General features: G+C 40.8%; 19 protein-coding genes, 2 pseudogenes and 1 riboswitch. All 21 genes and pseudogenes read left to right on the top strand.

Annotated elements, in window-relative coordinates; translation table 11 throughout:
- Positions 1–45: 45 nt before the first annotated feature.
- A riboswitch (M-box (ykoK) riboswitch) is annotated at positions 46–197 on the top strand.
- A gap of 195 nt (positions 198–392) precedes the next feature.
- The 21 genes and pseudogenes from mgtA (at position 393) to ACLV7H_RS09070 (ending at position 16,501) form a co-directional block, all read left to right on the top strand.
- Positions 393–3,053: a magnesium-translocating P-type ATPase gene (gene mgtA / locus ACLV7H_RS09170; protein WP_411866982.1), complete on the top strand. Its 2,661-nt coding sequence runs from the start codon at positions 393–395 to the stop codon at positions 3,051–3,053.
- Between the two features lie 134 nt (positions 3,054–3,187).
- Entirely contained in the window at positions 3,188–3,586 is a 399-nt protein-coding gene (spx, locus tag ACLV7H_RS09165) for a transcriptional regulator Spx (protein ID WP_000591165.1), read from the top strand.
- Between the two features lie 66 nt (positions 3,587–3,652).
- Positions 3,653–4,222, top strand: a complete 570-nt coding sequence (locus tag ACLV7H_RS09160) for an SP0191 family lipoprotein (protein WP_411866981.1) — start codon at positions 3,653–3,655, stop codon at positions 4,220–4,222.
- An 86-nt stretch (positions 4,223–4,308) separates the two neighbouring features.
- A complete protein-coding gene (locus ACLV7H_RS09155) occupies positions 4,309–4,575 on the top strand; it encodes an IreB family regulatory phosphoprotein (RefSeq protein ID WP_000507060.1) in 267 nt (88 codons plus the stop codon).
- Positions 4,576–4,578: 3 nt separating this feature from the next.
- Positions 4,579–4,998 carry a Holliday junction resolvase RuvX gene (gene ruvX, locus ACLV7H_RS09150; RefSeq protein ID WP_007520817.1) on the top strand — a complete coding sequence of 140 codons (420 nt, stop codon included), beginning with the start codon at positions 4,579–4,581 and terminating at the stop codon, positions 4,996–4,998.
- Between the two features lie 15 nt (positions 4,999–5,013).
- On the top strand, positions 5,014–5,181 hold the full coding sequence (locus tag ACLV7H_RS09145) for a hypothetical protein (protein WP_411867086.1): 168 nt from the start codon (positions 5,014–5,016) through the stop codon (positions 5,179–5,181).
- 15 nt (positions 5,182–5,196) lie between these two features.
- Positions 5,197–5,639 (top strand): annotated as a pseudogene (locus ACLV7H_RS09140) (GNAT family N-acetyltransferase).
- A 26-nt stretch (positions 5,640–5,665) separates the two neighbouring features.
- On the top strand, positions 5,666–6,079 hold the full coding sequence (locus tag ACLV7H_RS09135) for a nuclear transport factor 2 family protein (protein ID WP_268721048.1): 414 nt from the start codon (positions 5,666–5,668) through the stop codon (positions 6,077–6,079).
- Positions 6,080–6,169: 90 nt separating this feature from the next.
- Positions 6,170–6,355 carry a transposon-encoded TnpW family protein gene (locus tag ACLV7H_RS09130; protein WP_308687910.1) on the top strand — a complete coding sequence of 62 codons (186 nt, stop codon included), beginning with the start codon at positions 6,170–6,172 and terminating at the stop codon, positions 6,353–6,355.
- Positions 6,356–6,482: 127 nt separating this feature from the next.
- Positions 6,483–6,749 carry an IreB family regulatory phosphoprotein gene (locus tag ACLV7H_RS09125; protein WP_000507059.1) on the top strand — a complete coding sequence of 89 codons (267 nt, stop codon included), beginning with the start codon at positions 6,483–6,485 and terminating at the stop codon, positions 6,747–6,749.
- A gap of 3 nt (positions 6,750–6,752) precedes the next feature.
- Positions 6,753–7,172 carry a Holliday junction resolvase RuvX gene (gene ruvX / locus ACLV7H_RS09120; RefSeq protein ID WP_096408483.1) on the top strand — a complete coding sequence of 140 codons (420 nt, stop codon included), beginning with the start codon at positions 6,753–6,755 and terminating at the stop codon, positions 7,170–7,172.
- Between the two features lie 15 nt (positions 7,173–7,187).
- Positions 7,188–7,493: a DUF1292 domain-containing protein gene (locus ACLV7H_RS09115; protein ID WP_411866980.1), complete on the top strand. Its 306-nt coding sequence runs from the start codon at positions 7,188–7,190 to the stop codon at positions 7,491–7,493.
- Between the two features lie 206 nt (positions 7,494–7,699).
- Positions 7,700–8,950 (top strand): bifunctional folylpolyglutamate synthase/dihydrofolate synthase, encoded by a 1,251-nt coding sequence (locus ACLV7H_RS09110; protein WP_411866979.1) that lies wholly within the window; start codon positions 7,700–7,702, stop codon positions 8,948–8,950.
- 90 nt (positions 8,951–9,040) lie between these two features.
- Complete coding sequence (locus tag ACLV7H_RS09105) at positions 9,041–9,493, top strand: SP_0198 family lipoprotein (RefSeq protein ID WP_411866978.1); 453 nt, start codon at positions 9,041–9,043, stop codon at positions 9,491–9,493.
- Positions 9,494–9,790: 297 nt separating this feature from the next.
- Positions 9,791–10,045 (top strand): annotated as a pseudogene (locus ACLV7H_RS09100) (3-oxoacyl-[acyl-carrier-protein] synthase III C-terminal domain-containing protein); the annotation flags it as partial.
- Between the two features lie 123 nt (positions 10,046–10,168).
- Entirely contained in the window at positions 10,169–11,701 is a 1,533-nt protein-coding gene (gene cls, locus ACLV7H_RS09095) for a cardiolipin synthase (protein WP_411866977.1), read from the top strand.
- 74 nt (positions 11,702–11,775) lie between these two features.
- On the top strand, positions 11,776–11,919 hold the full coding sequence (locus ACLV7H_RS09090; RefSeq protein ID WP_173425172.1) for a hypothetical protein: 144 nt from the start codon (positions 11,776–11,778) through the stop codon (positions 11,917–11,919).
- 35 nt (positions 11,920–11,954) lie between these two features.
- Positions 11,955–13,469 carry a damage-inducible protein CinA gene (locus ACLV7H_RS09085; protein ID WP_411866976.1) on the top strand — a complete coding sequence of 505 codons (1,515 nt, stop codon included), beginning with the start codon at positions 11,955–11,957 and terminating at the stop codon, positions 13,467–13,469.
- A 128-nt stretch (positions 13,470–13,597) separates the two neighbouring features.
- A complete protein-coding gene (gene nrdD, locus ACLV7H_RS09080; protein ID WP_411866975.1) occupies positions 13,598–15,805 on the top strand; it encodes an anaerobic ribonucleoside-triphosphate reductase in 2,208 nt (735 codons plus the stop codon).
- Between the two features lie 11 nt (positions 15,806–15,816).
- Entirely contained in the window at positions 15,817–15,957 is a 141-nt protein-coding gene (locus tag ACLV7H_RS09075) for a hypothetical protein (protein WP_000521635.1), read from the top strand.
- A gap of 43 nt (positions 15,958–16,000) precedes the next feature.
- Positions 16,001–16,501, top strand: coding sequence for a GNAT family N-acetyltransferase (locus tag ACLV7H_RS09070; protein WP_411866974.1), 501 nt, complete (start codon positions 16,001–16,003; stop codon positions 16,499–16,501).
- The last annotated feature ends 9 nt before the right edge of the window (positions 16,502–16,510 follow it).

Below are 16,510 nucleotides of genomic sequence, written 5' to 3'. Positions count from 1 at the left end.
ATAAATCGTTGACTTTTATATTTTAAAGGTTTATACTGATAGACGAAAACGGTAGGTGAGGCTACCATAGGGATACGGATGACTACCGCAAAGCAGTGGAGACACTACTCGTTGGTCAACAGTCCTGGTCGCGAAGGCCAAGACTAAGCTCATTACATCGCCCTATGGAGTTAAAGCTTGAACGAAAAAACAGATAATTAGTTTTTTAATCCTGCCATTTTATGGTGGGATTTTCTACTGTTTTAGAACAAGGAAAGGAGACAAACGATGCAAATTGACGATCATCCAGAACCGCACATACACAGCCAATCGCTGATTTGTGTCGTTCTGCCCTTATAAAGTGATTGGTCTCTGTGTATGAAACACATCATTCATACAGATAGGAGAAACCAATGAAAACTACAAAAGAAAGAGTAGCAACAGCTATTCACACACCCTTAAACGAAACTCTATCTTTTTATAAGACAAGTCTAACAGGCTTGACTGAGGAGCAGGTGGAGAAAAATCGTGACCTATATGGCGAAAACACCATCACCAAGGGTCAAGAAGACAGCATCCTCAAAAAGATTTACGAATCCATCATCAATCCATTTACAATCATCCTGCTGGTCATCGCTATGATTTCCATGGTGACCAATGTCTGGTTGGCGAAGCCTGGACAAGAAGATCCGACGACCTCTATCATCATCGTCGTTCTCGTTCTAATCTCTGGTGGCATACGCTTTGTCCAAGAACTGCGGAGTGACAAGGCTGCGACCAATCTATCAAAAATGATTGTGAATACAGCCACAGTTATTCGTGAAGGCCAGAGTTTAGAGGTCGCAATTGAAGATTTGGTCGTTGGAGATATAGTCAAATTAAGTGCTGGGGATATGATACCAGCAGACCTCATTTTAATTGAATCACGTGATTTCTTTGTCCAACAGTCTGGTTTGACAGGTGAAAGTGACTCGGTTGAAAAACTAGCCTTGTCAAAAATGAGTCAGTCAAACTTTGATAGTCTGTTAGAAGCAGAAGCGATCGCCTTTATGGGAACCAATGTGATATCAGGAAGTGCCAAGGCTTTGATTCTAGCGGTCGGTGATGACACCATGATGGGAGAAATCGAGCAGACTCTCAATACCTATGACGAACCGACCTCTTTTGAGCGGGAGATGAACAGCATCTCTTGGCTCTTGATCCGTTTGATGTTGGTCATGGTTCCCATCGTCTTCCTCTCCAATGGCTTGACAGATGGAGATTGGTTGGAAGCAGGTGTGTTTGCACTGAGTGTTGGTGTTGGATTGACACCTGAGATGCTTCCTATGATCATCACGGCCAGTTTAGCAAAAGGCTCCATTATCATGGCCAAGGAAAAAGTGGTTATCAAAAAACTCAATGCCATACAAGACCTGGGTGCTATTGATATCCTATGCACGGATAAAACCGGAACCCTTACCCAAGACGAAATTGTCCTTGAATATCCTTTGGATATACATGGAGATTTGGATTTGTCTGTGTTGAGACGGGCCTACCTCAATTCCTATTTTCAAACCGGTTTGAAAAACTTGATGGACCGTGCTATTATCAGTAGAACTGAAAAAGAAGCTAAAGAACACGCTATTCTACAAAATTTGGATACTAGCTTCCAAAAAATAGATGAATTACCCTTTGATTTTGAACGCAGACGGATGAGTGTCATCGTCAAGGATGAGAACGAAGTTGTTAGCTTGGTAACCAAGGGTGCTCTAGAGGAAATGCTTGCGATTTCAACCCATGTGGAATACCAAGGTCAGATTAGCCCTCTGACGGATGATATCCGAGTGGAAATCTTAAAAGAAGTAGACCAACTTAATCAACAGGGATTGCGAGTCTTGGGAGTCGCTTATAAAACAGGCCTAAAAGAAGGTTTTGCTTACTCCGTTGAAGATGAAAAAGAGATGATTCTAACAGGATATCTTGCCTTTCTAGATCCACCAAAACCATCAGCAGCACCTGCTATCCAAGCTTTGTTAGAACACGGTGTTCAAACAAAGATCTTGACGGGGGACAATGAGAAGGTAACCCAAGCAGTTTGCGAAAAAGTTGGTCTAGACGTTGATCAAATCTTGTTGGGTTCTGATATTGACGCCATGACGGACGAAGAGTTGGCCCAAGCAGTTGAGAAAGTGACTGTCTTTGCCAAACTCTCTCCGGATCAAAAAGCACGAATCATTTTACAAATCAAATCGAATGGACATTGTGTCGGCTATATGGGAGATGGGATCAATGATGCCCCTTCTATGAAAGTGGCAGATGTGGGGATTTCTGTTGATACAGCAGTAGATATTGCCAAAGAAACGGCTGATGTCATTTTGTTAGATAAGGATTTGATGGTGCTTGAAAAAGGGCTGGTTGAAGGACGCAAAGTCTATGCTAATATGACCAAATATATCAAGATGACGGTCAGCTCTAATTTCGGGAACATTTTCTCTCTGTTAGTGTCTGGTATCTTTTTACCTTTCCTTCCTATGGCTCCGATTCACTTGATTGTGTTAAACCTCGTCTACGACCTTTCTTGCATTGCCTTGCCATTTGATAATGTAGATGAAGACTTTTTGAAGCATCCCCATAAGTGGGAAGCTAAGTCTATTACTCGTTTTATGATTTGGATGGGTCCGATTTCTTCTGCCTTTGATATTTTGACCTTTATCTTGCTCTATTTTGTCATTGTTCCAATGGCGACAGGTCAAGCTTATGCTCACGGAGCAGAGTCTGCAACGGGCTTTATCATCTTGTTCCAGACAGGTTGGTTCATTGAATCCATGTGGTCCCAAACCATGGTTATCCATATGCTTCGTTCAGCAAAACTTCCTTTCTTACAAAGTCGTCCATCATGGTTTGTTCTTGGAACAACCTTGCTAGCAGCTAGTTTTGTGACCTTCCTTCCCTACTCTTCAATTGCTAGCCTGCTTCATTTAACCCCTTTGGAACCAATTTATTTCCTCTTTTTGCTTTTGATTATCGTTCTCTATATGATAAGTGTTACAGTTGTAAAACGAATCTATATCAAAAAATTTAAAAGTTGGTTATAAATTGATTTTGTCAAGAAAAAAGTACGAAAATCGCGAAAAAAGTTAATTTTTTTTAAAAATAGGTCGCAAGTCGGATGTTTTTTATGGTATAATAGACTAAACTGATAGTAACATGTAGCGAAAGGGGTAGGTACATGATCAAAATTTATACAGTCTCAAGTTGTACTAGCTGTAAAAAAGCGAAAACCTGGCTCAATGCCCACCAGTTAAGTTATAAAGAACAAAATCTCGGTAAAGAAGGAATTACAAGAGAAGAGTTATTAGATATTCTCACGAAAACAGATAATGGAATTGCCAGTATCGTTTCGTCAAAAAACCGCTACGCTAAGGCACTTGGAGTTGACATCGAGGATTTGAGTGTCAATGAAGTGCTCAACTTAATCATGGAAACGCCACGGATCTTAAAGAGTCCGATTCTCGTTGATGAGAAGCGCCTGCAAGTCGGCTATAAAGAAGATGATATCCGTGCCTTCTTGCCACGCTCTGTCCGTAATGTAGAAAATGCAGAAGCACGTCTACGTGCAGCTCTATAAAACATCAAGGCTGGGAGTGACTCCTGGCCTTGTTTGCTCTTTTGTTTTAAAATCAAGTGAGGAATTATGAAAAAGTTACTAATTGCTAGTTTTGCTCTCCTCTTTTTGCTTGCGGGATGTGGGCAAAAAAAGGAAGCGACCTCTCCTTCAACATCGGAGTCTGAACCTCTCCAATCCAACCTTCCTGTTTTGGATAATGCCGAAAAAAATACGGTGGTCACCAAGACCTTGCTGATGCCAAAGTCGGAAAATGGGACGCAACAGACTCAAACGATTACTTATAAAGGCAGTCAGTTTTTGACCTTGACCATCCAGCAAAAACGACCTGTCGGGGATGAACTCAAGAACTTTATCTCTGAAAATGGCCTAGAGGAGACGCAAAAAGCGCTTCAAGAAGCAAAAGAAAAGGATGAGACTATCCAAGAGGCGCGCAAACTGGCAGGATTTACACTGGAAACCAAGCTGCTCAGCGAGACAGAAATCCAGACTACAACGACTTATGATTTTCAAATTTTAGATGTCAAAAAGGCGGCGCAAGTAGAATATCTAAAGAATATTGGCTTAGAGACTCTTTTGAAAAATGAACCAAGCCAATATATCGAAGATAGAATAGCAAACGGAGCGACAGAACAATAGAAAATCCAAATAAATAGACTTACTTAATTGTGGAACGTAAGGGAATATGCTTTAATAGTACTATTCTAAGGAAAGAGGGTGTTAGAATGGGATTTACTGAAGAAACTGTACGGTTTAAATTGGATGATTCCAATAAGAAAGAAATTAGCGAAACCTTGACAGATGTCTATGCTTCTCTGAATGAAAAAGGCTACAATCCAATCAATCAGATTGTGGGTTATGTATTGAGTGGAGACCCTGCCTACGTTCCTCGATACAATAATGCACGAAATCAAATCCGTAAGTACGAGCGTGATGAAATTGTTGAAGAATTGGTACGCTATTACCTTAAAGGACAAGGAGTCGATCTATAATCTATGAGAATTATGGGATTGGACGTCGGTTCAAAAACAGTGGGAGTTGCCATTAGCGATCCACTGGGCTTCACTGCTCAAGGACTTGAAATCATCCAGATTAATGAGGATCAGGGCCAGTTTGGTTTTGACCGTATCAAGGAATTGGTTGACAACTATAAAGTGGAACGCTTTGTAGTAGGTCTGCCTAAAAACATGAACAATACCAGCGGTCCACGCGTAGAAGCTAGTCAAGCCTACGGAGCAAAATTAGAGGAACTTTTTGATTTACCAGTAGACTATCAAGATGAGCGTTTGACAACGGTCGCTGCGGAACGTATGCTAATTGAGCAGGCAGACATCAGTCGCAATAAGCGAAAAAAAGTCATTGATAAATTGGCTGCTCAGCTGATTTTGCAAAATTATTTAGATAGAAAATTTTAAGACAGAGGAGAAACTATGTCACACGATCACAACCACGACCACGAAGAACGCGAATTGATTACACTTGTTGATGAACAAGGAAATGAAACCTTGTTTGAAATCCTTTGTGGCATTTGGAAATGGGAAGGCTTGGAAATTAATGGTATAATAAAATTTAAGAGAAATAAAACATCATTGATTTGAGAGGTATTCACATTGATAGAAATAAGGGAAGTTGTAGAAAATAAGAAGCAGTTTTTATCGCTTTTATTATTGGCAGATGAACAAGAAGATATGATTGACAGATATATAGCAGATGGCACAATGTATGTTTTAGACGATAATGGAGTAAAGGGCGAGTGTGTTGTCCTAAATGTGGGGAATAATACTCTTGAAATCAAAAATATCGCCATTCATCCGGATTATCAAAGAAAAGGATACGGACAGCTTTCATTGATTTTATTATAGAGAAATACAAAGGGGAATATTCCGTATTACAAGTGGGAACGGGAGAAAGTCAGACTACCATCCCTTTTTATGAAAAATGTGGCTTTATTCGTTCTCATATCATCAAGAATTTTTTTATAGATAATTATGAACATCCGATTTACGAAGAAGGTGTCCAATTAGTAGATATGATTTATCTAAAAATGGATTTATAAGTCCGAGCATTAGGAGCGTGATAAATATGAAAAACCGAGAGAAGATCATTAGCTTATGGTTTGATATGTGGCTCAAACAACAAGATTTAGGAATAGACGATATATTTGCGGAAGATGTTGTTTATACTGAAAGTTGGTGTCCTAAATATGAAAATCGAGCAACTGTAAAGCATTGGTTTAATGAGTGGAATACAAGAGGAAAAGTGCTTACGTGGGATATAAAGCAGTTTTTCCATAGTGAACATCAAACAGTTGTTGAATGGTACTTCAAAAGTAAGATGAATGATGGAAGAATAGAAGGATTTGATGGTATATCATTGGTTGAGTGGACAAAAGAGAATAAAATCAAGAAACTAAAAGAATTTGGTTGCAACATCAATCATTATAATCCTTATGAAAATAGTGAGAAACCTCAATTTAGAGATGATGGAGCTTCTTGATTTTAGAACTAATTTCAAAATATTGGTAAGAGCGATTAGAAAATAAAAAATCTAATCGCTTTTTTTATTTCAACGAGGAAAGGAGAATTTATGGAAGAACTGAAAAACACAGGTAAAAAAGGCATTAGCACAAAGAGAAAGATTGGAAAGACCACCTATGAGGTTGTTGTCCATTTCAATGAAAATGCAACTGAAACAATGCAAGATAAACTTACAAGAATAATGCTGAGGGAGCTTAGGAGAAAATCGGACGAAAAAAAAGATGATTTTGATTAAAAAATCCTTGACAAGTAGCAACAGGAGCGACAGAACAATAGAAAATCCAAATTAATAGACTGACTTATTTGTAGAACGTCAGGGAATGTGCTATAATAGTACTATTCTAAGTAAAGAGGGTGTTAGAATGGGATTTACTGAAGAAACTGTACGGTTTAAATTGGATGATTCCAATAAGAAAGAAATTAGCGAAACGTTGACAGACGTCTATGCTTCGTTGAATGACAAGGGCTACAATCCGATTAACCAGATCGTCGGTTATGTATTGAGTGGAGACCCTGCCTACGTTCCTCGTTATAACAATGCACGAAATCAAATCCGTAAGTATGAGCGTGATGAAATTGTTGAAGAATTGGTACGCTATTACCTTAAAGGACAAGGAGTCGATCTATAATCTATGAGAATTATGGGATTGGACGTCGGTTCAAAAACAGTAGGGGTGGCGATTAGTGATCCACTAGGCTTCACCGCTCAGGGACTTGAAATCATCCAGATTAATGAGGATCAGGGCCAGTTTGGTTTTGACCGTATCAAGGAATTGATTGACAGCTATAAGGTGGAGCGCTTTGTAGTTGGTCTACCTAAAAACATGAACAATACCAGCGGTCCGCGAGTAGAAGCCAGTCAAGCCTATGGTGCCAAGCTAGAAGAACTTTTTGGTTTACCAGTAGACTATCAGGATGAGCGTTTGACAACGGTCGCTGCGGAACGTATGTTGATTGAACAAGCAGATATCAGCCGTAACAAACGCAAGAAAGTTATTGATAAGTTGGCTGCTCAGCTGATTTTGCAAAATTATTTAGATAGAAAATTTTAAGACAGAGGAGAAACTATGTCACACGATCACAACCACGATCACGAAGAACGTGAATTGATTACACTTGTTGATGAACAAGGAAATGAAACTTTATTTGAAATCCTTTTGACCATTGATGGAAAAGAAGAATTTGGTAAAAACTATGTTCTTCTAGTGCCAGTTAATGCAGAAGAAGATGAAAATGGTGAAGTTGAAATCCAAGCTTACTCATTCATCGAAAACGAAGACGGAACAGAAGGCGCATTACAACCAATCCCAGAAGACTCAGAAGACGAATGGAACATGATTGAAGAAGTCTTCAACAGCTTTATGGAGGAGTAAAAACGTCCGGGGGACGTTTTTAGCCCTGCGCCAGAAATTAGAAACGCAGGAACGTCCAGGGAACGTTTTAAGCCCACGTTGAAATTCATAGTAGCTAGTGATTAGCTAACCAGGTAAGAGGTCGGGATTGTTGTCCTGACCTCACTTTTTATTTGTAATCATACTTTGATGCGGTAGTTGATTGGACTTTTGTTAAGGAGACATGTATGTTTGAAGTAGAAGAATGGCTTCATAGTCGGATTGGTTTAAACTTTAGATCTGGTCTTGGACGAATGCAGCGAGCTGTGGATTTGCTGGGGAATCCAGAGAGAACTTATCCTATTATCCATGTAACAGGGACTAACGGTAAGGGGTCAACTATTGCCTTTATGAGAGAGTTATTTGTAGCTCATGGTAAAAAAGTTGGTACTTTTACCTCTCCTCATATCATCAGCATCCATGATCGAATCTGTATCAATGGGCAACCGATCGGTGGTGAAGACTTTATCCGTATAGCTAACCAAGTCAAAGAGATGGAAAAAACTCTTTTGGAAACTCAAGACCAGTTGTCCTTTTTTGAGTTGTTGGCCTTGATTGCTTTCCTCTATTTTAGGGAACAAGAAGTGGATTTGGTTTTGCTAGAAGTGGGGATTGGTGGTTTGCTTGATACCACTAATGTCGTAACAGGAGAGATTGCAGTTATTACTTCCATTGGCCTAGATCATCAGGAGACCTTGGGCGATAGTCTGGAGGAAATAGCAGAGCAGAAAGCTGGTATTTTCAAAGCTGGCAAGAAGGCAGTCATTGCCAAGCTTGCACCAGAAGCTGAGCTTGTCTGTCAAAAAAGAGCAAGAGAGTTAGCTGTGGACCTCTATCAAAGTGGGCAAGATTTCTCCTTTAATGCTGGGGATTTTTCAAGTAGCCTAGCAAGCTTTTCCCAGCTTGAAATTGGTTTGGAAGGTGCTTATCAGCAAGAAAATGCCGCCTTGGCTTTAGAAACTTTTCTTCTGTTTATGGCGTCAAGAGGTGAAAGGGTCGAAGAAGAGTTTGTCAGACGGGCCTTGCAAGAGACCCACTGGGCAGGTCGATTGGAACGGATTCGTCCGCAAATCTACCTAGATGGAGCTCATAATCTGCCAGCCTTGACTCGTCTAGTAGAGTTTATCCAGGGGAAAATCCAGCAAGGCTATCAGATCCGCATCCTTTTTGGAGCACTTAAACGCAAGGATTATCAGGGGATGCTAGGATATCTATCTAAGCAGTTGCCTCAGGTGGAACTTAAGGTAACAGGCTTTGACTACCAAGGCTCTCTGGATGAAAAGGATGTGGCGGGTTATGATTTGATTCCTTCCTATGGGGACTTTATCAGAGAATTTGAAGATAAGGCCAATGACCAGGATATGCTTTTCGTGACGGGCTCCCTCTACTTTATCTCGGAAGTGCGAGCGAGTTTGTTAAGGAGCGATGAGATTAGTTGACCTTATAGGTTTATGTTGCTATACTGTAGGTAGGAGGTATATCTGGAAACGATTCCAGCAAATTATTGGCACAAAAGAAAGGAAATCGCTATGAAAACGAAAACATTCACACTTTCTATTGCTTCTCTAGCAATTCTTAGTCTTTTAGCAGCTTGTGAACCTAAGGCACAAGCCCCTACCCAGCAATCTGCTCAGCAATCATCTACTCAACAAGAATCATCTTCTAGCGCTGCGACAAGTGCTAGTCAACCACAGGCCTCTGCAAGCCCAAATGCCCCGGTAGCTCAACCTACAAATATTGATGGAACTTATAAGGGTCAAGACGAGGGAGATAGCGTTACTCTTGTCATAACTGGGACAACTGGAACATGGACAAAAGTAGAACTTGATGGTGATCAAGAGATAAAACAGGTCAGTCTTGATCCGGCTAATCAACGTATGATTGTCGGAGATGATGTGAAGATTTATATCGTCAATGGTAACCAAATCACAATTGACGATATGGATCGTGACCCATCTGATCAAGTGGTACTAACAAAATAGAACTTCAAATCTAACTAAATAGAAGTTCGGAATTAAGGTTCCGACTTTACCTTCTACGACCTCAATAGCGACTGTCCTAGGATTTGTTCGATATTGAAAAATATAAATAATTATGGAGAACTATCATTTTGGTAGTTCTTTTTTTAAAAAAAATTTGCCAGATTTTTTATTGAAAAATCCGCTTGTCGATGTTTTATGTTTCATTACTACAGAGGATGGGTAATTTAAAGACGGTTGTTTTCTCGGTTAAAAGTATTCTTAAAGTTCACAGTTTATGAAAAAATAAAGGATACGATATTAGCCTTGGGAGATGTGGAGTATAACATTCCTCATCAAGCTAGTCGTGCCCTTCCTTTGGTTATGGAAAAGCTAGGTGTAGGCGAGAATCAATACCTCAACTTAGTTACTGACTATGGAAATATGGTGTCAGTCTCTGTGCCATTTGGTTTATCCTATTCATTGGATCATGGATTGGTTAAAGAAGGAGATATCGTCTATCTTATGGGAACTGTTGCTGGTATGACGGTCAATATGTTGGCTCTCAAACTGTAATATGCATCTGAAAATGGAAGGGCAAGAGTAAAAGGTTGCCATCTACCCCTGAACTGAGGTATACTAGTAGAAGCATTAATTCATCAAGGAGTTAAGGAGAATGTTAGAAAAGGAAGGGGATGTATGACAGCTAGAAAAATGCAGCTACTCATGTCCAAATATGGTTTTAGTATTACCATCATGTTGGCAGAGTTGTTTATCGTCTTTGGTTTATTTCTATATCTAGGGCAGATGGCTCCAATTATCTGGGTTATCCTAGTTATTTTAGTGAGCTTAGCGACCATTGTATCAATTGTTAATCGATCTATGAATCCTGAGAGTAAGGTAACATGGTTGTTAGTAGCCTTTGTGCCAGTTTTTGGCCCTTTGCTCTATATCATGTTTGGAGAACGTCGTTTATCTAAAAAAGAATTGAAGCAGCTAAAGCAGCTCCAATCAATGGTTGACCGAGAGGACAATAGCAGAGCTCTCCGCTTGGAGTTAAAAGAACAAGATAAGTCGGCTTACGGAGTTATCAAATCTCTCCTCAGTATGGACACGAATGCCGATGTCTATGATCGAACGGATACACAATTTTTTGCATCTGGTGAAAGCATGTGGCATCAGATGCTAGAGGATCTCAAGAAAGCAGAGAAGTTTATCTTTCTCGAATACTATATCATCGAAGAAGGTTTGATGTGGAATAGTATTTTGGAGATTTTGGAAGAAAAGGCAGCTCAAGGAGTAGAGGTGAAGCTCCTCTATGATGATATTGGTTGTATGGCAACCTTGCCTGGAGATTATACCATCCAGCTTCGTGGTCGAGGGATTGAAGCCCATAAATTTAACAAGGTGATTCCACGTTTGACCGTTGCTTATAACAACCGTGATCACCGTAAAATCATGATTATCGATGGTCAAATTGCCTATACAGGTGGTGTCAATCTGGCCGATGAGTATATCAACCATATCGAACGCTTTGGTTACTGGAAGGATAGCGGTATTCGTCTCGATGGACCGGCAGTTAAGGCTTTTACCAGACTCTTTTTATCTGCATGGTATATCAACCGCGGAGAGATTAGTGACTTTGACCAATACCATCTCGAAAATCATCCCAAAGATGGGATGGGGCTCTGTATTCCCTATAGTAGTGGGCCAAAACCTATCTACCGAGGCCAGGTTGGAAAAACGGTCTATCAAAATCTTATCAATCAAGCTACAGATTACGTCTACATAACGACACCCTATCTGATTGCTGACTATGATTTAACAGAAAGTATCAAAAATGCAGCTCTGAGAGGGGTAGATGTGCGAATTGTGACGCCGTGTATCCCAGATAAGAAGGTTATTCAGTTAGTTACTCGGGGAGCCTATCCAGACTTGCTATCTGCGGGGGTTCGTATTTATGAGTACAGTCCGGGATTCCTTCATAGCAAGCAAATGATTGTCGATGGAGAAGTGGCTACTGTGGGAACCATCAATTTTGACTATCGGAGCTTGCTTCACCACTATGAAAATGCCGTCTTGCTTTATAGAACGCAGTCCATCATCGATATTGAAAGAGACTTCGAAGAAATTTTTAAGGTTTCTCAAGAAATCTATCCCTACACAATCAAAACAAGGTGGTATCAAAGCCTCATTAAGGAAATTGTCCAGTTGTTTGCACCCATGCTCTAACTATCCATCAAGATCTAGCCCAAGGCTGGATCTTATTTTTTCTTCTTACGAATAGATAAGTAAAGGAGAAAAACATGCTCAATCTAGAAGATGAAGATTTTATTAAAGAGTTTAGAACTAGTAGGTTTCACCGTTTTCGTGAAATCGAACGCTTTGCGATATTGGATAAGAAATTCAGCAAATATCAATCCCAAGCTGACATTCCTGTAAGATTTTGATATACTAAAACAGATAAACTTAGAGGAGAAATTGAATGAACGTATACGGGAAAATAGATGAGAAACAAGAAGAATCTCATTACCAAGACTGGTCAGCGCCAGAAAAGAGAGAAGGAGCGCCCATTCCCTTTTTTAGTATTATGCTTTGGAGTTTAGTGGCTACAGCCATTTCAGTTGTCCTGCCTTTTATTTTTGGTTTAGTCAGTCCGCAACAAAGTCAGGATCTTTATACCGGTTGGGCATTGCATCAAAATGGTCAAATGTATACAGATTACTTTGGAACGAATGGATTGCTCTATTACTTGCTGACCTATCTTTCCCTAGGAAGTATTCTGCTTGCTTTGGTTGAGTGGTTGGCCTTGTTTGGGGCAGGTGTTTTCCTTTTTAAATCTGCAGATGCTCTTACTGGTCAAGCAGAAGAAGCCAAGAAGCTGGTATTTGTGTTCTATTTGTTAGTGGCAGGACTCGCTTTTGGTGGTGGCTATGCTCTCTTGCTAGCCTTGCCTTTCCTATTTTATTCATTGAGTGTTGTTACGAACTACTTAGCTTATCCAAATGACGACAAAGGATTTGTAAGAGTGGGAATGAGTCTTGCTCTCGCTTTCTTCCTTGCACCGCTTCCTACAACCTTGTTTGCGGCTGCACTGGCCTTGGGGATTATCGGCTTTAATCTAGCTAAAGGTCACTTTGTTCATGGTCTATATCAGTTCTTTGCGTCAGCCCTAGGATTTTCACTCTTATTCTATCCTTTAGGCTACTATACAGTGTGGACAGGAAGTTTTGGGGATGCTATTAGCCAGACCTTGTATCCGGTAAATACTCTTAGCCTCTTTTCAAATTCGCATTTGCTTGAAAATGCAGCCTTCTATGGCTTGCTTGCTATTGGATTAGGTTCCCTTGGTTTACTCTTTGCAGGCTTGTTCCAGTCAAAACCAGCCAAGCAATATGCCCTCTCAATTGCTGCTAGCTTGGGATTCTTGGTTTCTTTGGGAATCTTGATTCTCTCCAAAGAACCTATTAACGGTACTCGTCTTGTGGTGCTAATTCCTTTCTTGATCTTGCTCCTTCTGTCAGGAATTAATGAAACTGCCTCGGAGGGAGGAAGCCGTCGTAGAAGACGTGAGAAAAAAGCCTCTTTTATTAAAGGGAATTTCTATCTACCACTGATTGCCCTTGTCTACCTTATGGCACTTCCTATCCTGAGTCGCTATCTTTCACATCCGGCGACTTATCAGGAGAGAGAACGTCTTGCTAGCATGGTAAAACAGCAAACGAGTTCTGAGGATCGTGTCTATGCTTGGGATGATCGTCCTGATTTCTACCGTGCAAGTGAACGCTTGGCGCCGACTTCTCTATCAACTCCAACACTCTATACTGCAAGCGACGAAAATAAAACCAAACTGATGAATGACCTGAAAGAGAATCAACCGAAGATGATTGTGGTCAATCAAAAAGTTGCCTTGTGGTCGGATGTAGAGAGCTGGCTCAGCGAAAAATATGAGCTTGTTCAGACAGATACTAGTGAATTCAAGCTTTATAAATATAAATAACAAAAATCAATATCTTGTGGAATTTTAAAAATTTTAGGATTTTTGACACAAGATATTGATTTTTATTTTTAGAGTGGTATAATACTGAATATAAACTATTCAACAATATTTTAGAAAAGAGCATGGATATGATTGTATTAGAAGAAAACCTTGCAACCGTTCCCACCTTGTTCGTTGAAAAACGAGATGGTAGACGTGTAGTGTTTGATGTAGACAAGATTGACAAGGCTCTCCACAAGGCGGCAGAAAAAGTTATGGACTTTACGCCTCTAGTAGAAAAACGCCTAAACGGTCTGGTTGAAAGAATCGTCACTGAAATTCACAGTCGCTTTCCTCAAGGTGTCAAGATTTACGAAATTCAGAATGTCGTAGAACATGAACTCCTTGAAGCCAAAGAATATGCGCTAGCTGAGGAGTATATCACTTATCGGACACAGAGGGATTTTGAGCGCTCAAAAGCAACAGATATCAACTTTAGTATTCATAAGCTTCTCAATAAAGACCAAGCAGTTGTTAATGAAAATGCCAATAAAGACAGTGATGTCTTTAATACCCAACGTGATTTGACAGCAGGGATTGTGGGGAAATCAATCGGATTGCAAATGCTTCCTAAGCACGTAGCCAATGCGCACCAAAAAGGGGATATCCACTATCATGACTTGGACTACAGTCCCTACACACCGATGACCAACTGCTGTTTGATTGATTTTAAAGGCATGTTGGAAAATGGTTTTAAGATTGGCAATGCAGAGGTAGAGAGTCCCAAGTCTATCCAGACTGCGACAGCTCAAATTTCTCAAATCATCGCCAACGTTGCTTCTAGCCAGTACGGGGGTTGCTCAGCTGACCGTATCGATGAAGTCTTGGCGCCTTATGCGGAGAAGAATTATCAAAAACACCTCAAGGATGCGGAAGAGTGGGTCCTGCCTGATAAACGGGAAGATTACGCTTGGAAGAAAACCCAAAAAGACATCTATGATGCCATGCAATCTCTCGAGTATGAAATCAACACTCTCTTCACTTCAAATGGGCAAACACCTTTTACTTCGCTAGGTTTTGGTTTAGGGACTAGTCGTTTTGAGCGGGAAATTCAAAAAGCTATCTTAAACATCCGAATCAAGGGACTTGGTTCAGAACACCGCACAGCCATCTTCCCTAAACTCATCTTTACATTAAAAAGAGGCCTCAACTTAGAAGAGGGTTCACCTAACTACGATATCAAACAGTTGGCCCTCGAGTGTGCAACCAAGCGGATGTACCCTGATGTCTTGTCCTACGATAAGATTATCGAACTGACAGGTTCTTTCAAGGTTCCTATGGGCTGCCGTTCTTTCCTCCAAGGATGGAAAGATGAAAATGGTGTTGAGGTCAATTCAGGTCGGATGAATCTAGGTGTTGTGACGGTCAATTTGCCTCGTATCGCTCTCGAGTCTGAAGGTGATCTGAATAAGTTCTGGGAAATCTTCAACGAGCGAATGAACATCGCGGAGGATGCTCTGGTTTATCGTGTCGAACGAACCAAGGAAGCAACACCAGCAAATGCCCCTATCCTTTATCAGTATGGAGCCTTCGGCCGCCGTCTCGGAAAAGAAGAAAGTGTAGACCAACTCTTCAAGAATCGCCGTGCGACCATTTCTCTAGGCTATATCGGTTTGTATGAAGTGGCGACGGTCTTCTTTGGTAATAGCTGGGAAAGTAATCCAGAAGCCAAGGAATTCACGCTTGACATCATTCGTGATATGAAACGACGTGTAGAAGAGTGGTCAGATCAATATGATTACCATTTCTCTATCTACTCAACACCATCCGAAAGTTTGACAGACCGTTTTTGTCGTTTGGATACAGAGAAGTTCGGCTCTATTCCGGATATTACAGACAAGGAATACTACACCAACTCTTTCCACTATGATGTCCGTAAAAATCCAACACCGTTTGAAAAACTGGATTTTGAAAAAGTTTATCCAGAAGCAGGTGCATCAGGTGGTTTCATCCATTATTGTGAGTATCCAGTTCTTCAACAAAATCCTAAAGCTCTGGAAGCTGTCTGGGACTATGCCTATGACCGTGTCGGCTATCTAGGAACCAATACTCCGATTGATCGTTGCTACAAGTGTGACTTTGAAGGGGATTTTGAACCAACTGAGCGAGGATTTGCTTGTCCCAACTGTGGCAATAGCGACCCTAAAACAGTAGACGTGGTCAAACGTACTTGTGGCTATCTGGGCAATCCTCAAGCGCGTCCAATGGTTAATGGACGCCACAAGGAAATCGCTGCGCGTGTCAAACACATGAACGGTTCAACCATTAAAACAGCCGGACATGAAGTAACAAATTAGAAGGAAACGCAATGGGGAAATACCAATTAGACGATAAGGGACGCGCACAAGTGACCCGTTATCACGAGAAATACTCTAAAGGTGGAACAGGTAAAAAAGAACGCTTGCTCAACCTCAGAGAACAGTTTTTAAACAAGAACAAGAAAAAATAAAAGTGAGAGTTGCCTCTCACTTTTCTCTTAATTGGAGGTGAAAATGATACTACGTAGACCGACATTGGCAGATAAAGAAACAGTTTTAGAGATGATGGCAGAGTTTGAACAAGCTCAGTCCCCTCACGACGGTGGATTTTGGGATGCTGAGAATTTTGTTTATGAAGAGTGGTTGGAAAGTAATCAGAATCATGAAATGGGGATTAATTTGCCTGAAGGGTGGGTGCCTGATATTCAGTTAGTTGCTTTTTCGAGAGATGGACAAGCCGTAGGGTTTCTCAATCTGAGATTGCGTCTTAATGACTATTTGCTGGAGGTAGGTGGTCATATTGGTTATTCCATCCGCCCGTCTGAAAGAGGCAAGGGCTACGCCAAAGAGGCCCTCCGCCAAGGTCTGCAAGTTGCTAAGGAAAAGAATGTCAAACGAGCTCTGGTAACTTGTAGCACAGAAAATCCTGCCAGCCGAGCTGTTATCTTAGCTAATGGTGGTGTCTATGAGGATGTTCGAAACGGAACGGAGCGCAACTGGATTGATGTCGATTAAGGAGGAAGC

Source organism: Streptococcus oralis (assembly GCF_965111685.1).
Lineage (GTDB): Bacteria > Bacillota > Bacilli > Lactobacillales > Streptococcaceae > Streptococcus > Streptococcus oralis_B.
This window is presented reverse-complemented; position numbering and strand designations above follow the sequence as displayed.